Source organism: Streptomyces sp. XM83C (assembly GCF_023072675.1).
Classification (GTDB): Bacteria; Actinomycetota; Actinomycetes; order Streptomycetales; family Streptomycetaceae; genus Streptomyces; species Streptomyces thermocoprophilus.
This window is the reverse complement of sequence record NZ_JALLGL010000484.1, coordinates 1-2,888: the sequence shown is the minus strand read 5'-3', so window position 1 is coordinate 2,888 and position 2,888 is coordinate 1. Positions and strand designations below refer to the sequence as shown.

The 2,888-nt window shown below is 68.8% G+C and carries 3 protein-coding genes; all 3 read left to right on the top strand.

All coding sequences use genetic code 11. The features are described 5' to 3' along the window. Positions 1-175 precede the first annotated feature (175 nt). The 3 genes from MTQ10_RS29535 to MTQ10_RS29525 all read left to right on the top strand — a co-directional run bounded on the left by MTQ10_RS29535 (position 176) and on the right by MTQ10_RS29525 (position 2,671). Complete coding sequence (locus MTQ10_RS29535) at positions 176-1,720, top strand: alpha/beta fold hydrolase (protein WP_247473483.1); 1,545 nt, start codon at positions 176-178, stop codon at positions 1,718-1,720. 47 nt (positions 1,721-1,767) lie between these two features. After that, positions 1,768-1,980, top strand: a complete 213-nt coding sequence (locus tag MTQ10_RS29530) for an MbtH family protein (RefSeq protein ID WP_247473477.1) — start codon at positions 1,768-1,770, stop codon at positions 1,978-1,980. 283 nt (positions 1,981-2,263) lie between these two features. Continuing rightward, on the top strand, positions 2,264-2,671 hold the full coding sequence (locus MTQ10_RS29525) for a helix-turn-helix domain-containing protein (protein WP_247473476.1): 408 nt from the start codon (positions 2,264-2,266) through the stop codon (positions 2,669-2,671). Positions 2,672-2,888 lie beyond the last annotated feature (217 nt).

The following is a 2,888-nucleotide window of genomic DNA, read 5'->3' as shown; positions in this document are numbered from 1 at the left end:
GGGCGTATGACCTCCGTCGGAGGGACCACCCGCCGGAACAGCACCCACAACTCGTCCGGCACCAACCGCTCCACCAGATCCGTCATGCACGGCTCAACGAGCGATCACGCCATCAGAAACGACGTCTAAGCAGGGCACCCACCACAACGAGCTGACCCGCCACCGCTACGAGGTCGTGCTGCACAAGGCGCCGGCGAAGCCGCTGGACCTCGGCGACCTGCCCGAGGCGGTCTGGGCGTCGGAGGTCCGCGAACTGGCCGACCTGGAGACCGCGCTGGCCCGGCACGGCGGCCGGCTCCGCCTGACCCGCGTCCCCAACGCCCGCCTGGCCGGCGAGGCCGCCGAATGGGGCGCTCCCGCCGAACTGGGCGGCACCCTCGACCCCTCCGAACTGGAGGCGTGGGGCGCCCGGCGCGGGCTCGCGGTGTACTGCACGTGGTCGGCCCAGGCGGGTGACTGCTTCGAGGCGGCCATTCTGCCCGACGTCGACGCCGTCTGCTGCGACGGCCTGTACCGGCCCGTCGGCGCCCCCTCGGCCCGGCTGGCGAACGTCCCCGCGGTCTCCCGCCGAGTCTCCCGGCTGCCCTCCCTGCTGCGCGAGCGGCTCGCCGGCCGGCTCCCGGAGTTCATGATGCCCGCCGAGATCGTCGTCCTCGACCGGCTGCCGCTCACCGAGAACGGCAAGGTGGACCGGGCCGCGCTCCCCGAGCCGGACCCGGCCGGCGGGGAACACCGGGCCCCGCGCACCCCGCGCGAGGAGGAACTCGCCACGCTCTTCGCCGAGGTGCTGGGCCTGGACCGGATCGGCATCGACGACGACTTCTTCGCCTGCGGTGGCCACTCCCTGCGCCTGACGCGTCTGGTCTGGCGGATCCACGAGAAGCTGGGCGTGGACGTCCCGATCCGCACGGTGTTCCAGTATCCGACCGTCGCCGAACTGGCGGCACAGCTGACCACCGACGCCGACGCCGACTTCGAGGACCCGTTCGCCGTCCTGCTGCCGATCCGCACCGAGGGGCAGCAGCCACCTCTGTGGTGGCTGCACCCGGGCGGCGGGCTGAGCTGGCCCTACCTCGGCTTCGCCCGCCACCTGGACCCGGCCTGGCCGCTGTACGGCATTCAGGCACGCGGCTTCGACGGGACCACTGCGCCGGCCGGCTCCATCGAGGAGATGGTCGAGGACTACCTCGGGCAGGTGCTCCAGGTCCAGCCGAGCGGCCCCTACCACCTGCTGGGCTGGTCCTTCGGCGGCACCCTCGCGCACGCCATGGCGGCCGAACTCCAGCGCCGCGGACACGAGGTGGCACTCCTGGCGCTGCTGGACGCCGCGCCCTCCAGCCACTTCGCCGACCTGGAAGCGCTGGACGAGTCCATGGTCCGCCGCTACCTCGCCAACTACATGGGACACCTGGCGGGGATGGAGGAATACCCGTCGCTCGTCTCCACCGCCTCCTCGATCTTCATCGGACAGATGGAGCAGATGCGGCGGTTCACCTCACCGCGGTACCGCGGTGACGTCGTCTTCTTCAACGCACTCCTCGACCCGGAGACCCACGACAAGCGGGAACTGGACGAGGACCTGGACGTGCTCTGGCAGGAACACGTCGACGGTCGTGTGCAGCGCATCGACATCGCCTGCGCTCACAACGAGATGTACTGGCCGCGGAACGCGGCTGAGATCAGCCGCACCATCAACCGGATTCTGCGGGCAGCGCAGTGACCCTGTTCCAACCCGCACCTGCTGAAACAAGATCTGGAGGACAAAAGGTGAGCACCAATCCGTTCGACGACGAGGACGGCCAGTTCCACGTGCTGGTCAACGACGAGGACCAGCACTCCCTGTGGCCGGCCTTCGCCGAGGTGCCCGCCGGATGGCGCAGCGTCTTTGGCCCCGCCGGAAAGGCGGAGAGCGTCGCCTACGTGGAGGAGCACTGGACCGACATGCGGCCGCGCAGTCTCCGGGAGGCGATGAACGGCTAGCGCTGTGCCGTGAGGCGCGGCTCCGGGTGCCATCCTGAGGAAACCCGGCGCCGCTGCGGGGCGAGCCGTGGCGACCGAACCACACCACCACGGCTTGCGGCCTGTTACGCCTGCTTGGCCGACGTGAGACCCCGTCGGCCGACGATGACAGTGACCATCTATTTGCGTCAACGGGGAGGCGCACGCTTTGAGATGCACGACCAGCGATGTCATGTTCGTCCGATGGCCTGCACAAACAGACCTTCGGAACCGATGTCGGAGGGACGGCGTACCCCGTCTCCTCGTGGTGGAGGCGGGTGCCCGTCCGCCGGTCTGCAACGACCCCTTCGAGGACTGGGTCCGAGCGCCCATCTCCCGGGATGATCTCGACGCCCGGGTCAGGGCTCTCCAGAACCGGCTCGACAGCCGGCAGATACCAACCCTCGACTCCGCGGGAACACTCACCTTCGGTCCGCATTCGATCACCATCTCCAATGTCCAGGCCGAATTGATGGGGCTGCTCATCGAGCACTTCGGGGAGGTGGTGTACCGGCATGAACTCTCACAACGGCTCGCGGAACGCGTGCAGAGGCCGACGAGGAATTCACTCGACCTCCACATCATGCGGCTCCGCCGCCGTCTGTCACCGACCGATCTAGTCATCCGCACGGCCTGGGGCCGCGGCTACGCGCTGGAGATCGAAGCCCGCTAGGTGGCTGCCCCCGGATCCTGGTGACACGTGTGCGGGGTGCTTGATCAAACGAGGGCCTCCTGGGTTCGGTGTGGACTGCGACGTCCACGCCCTAGAGGTTGTCCCGTAAATGATCTGAGGCATGCAGGCTGACCTGCTCGTTTGCCTGTCATCCGGTGAGGGTGAGGTTGTGCAGGCGGGCGATGCCGAGCATGGCGTGGTGGACGCCGTCGCCTTT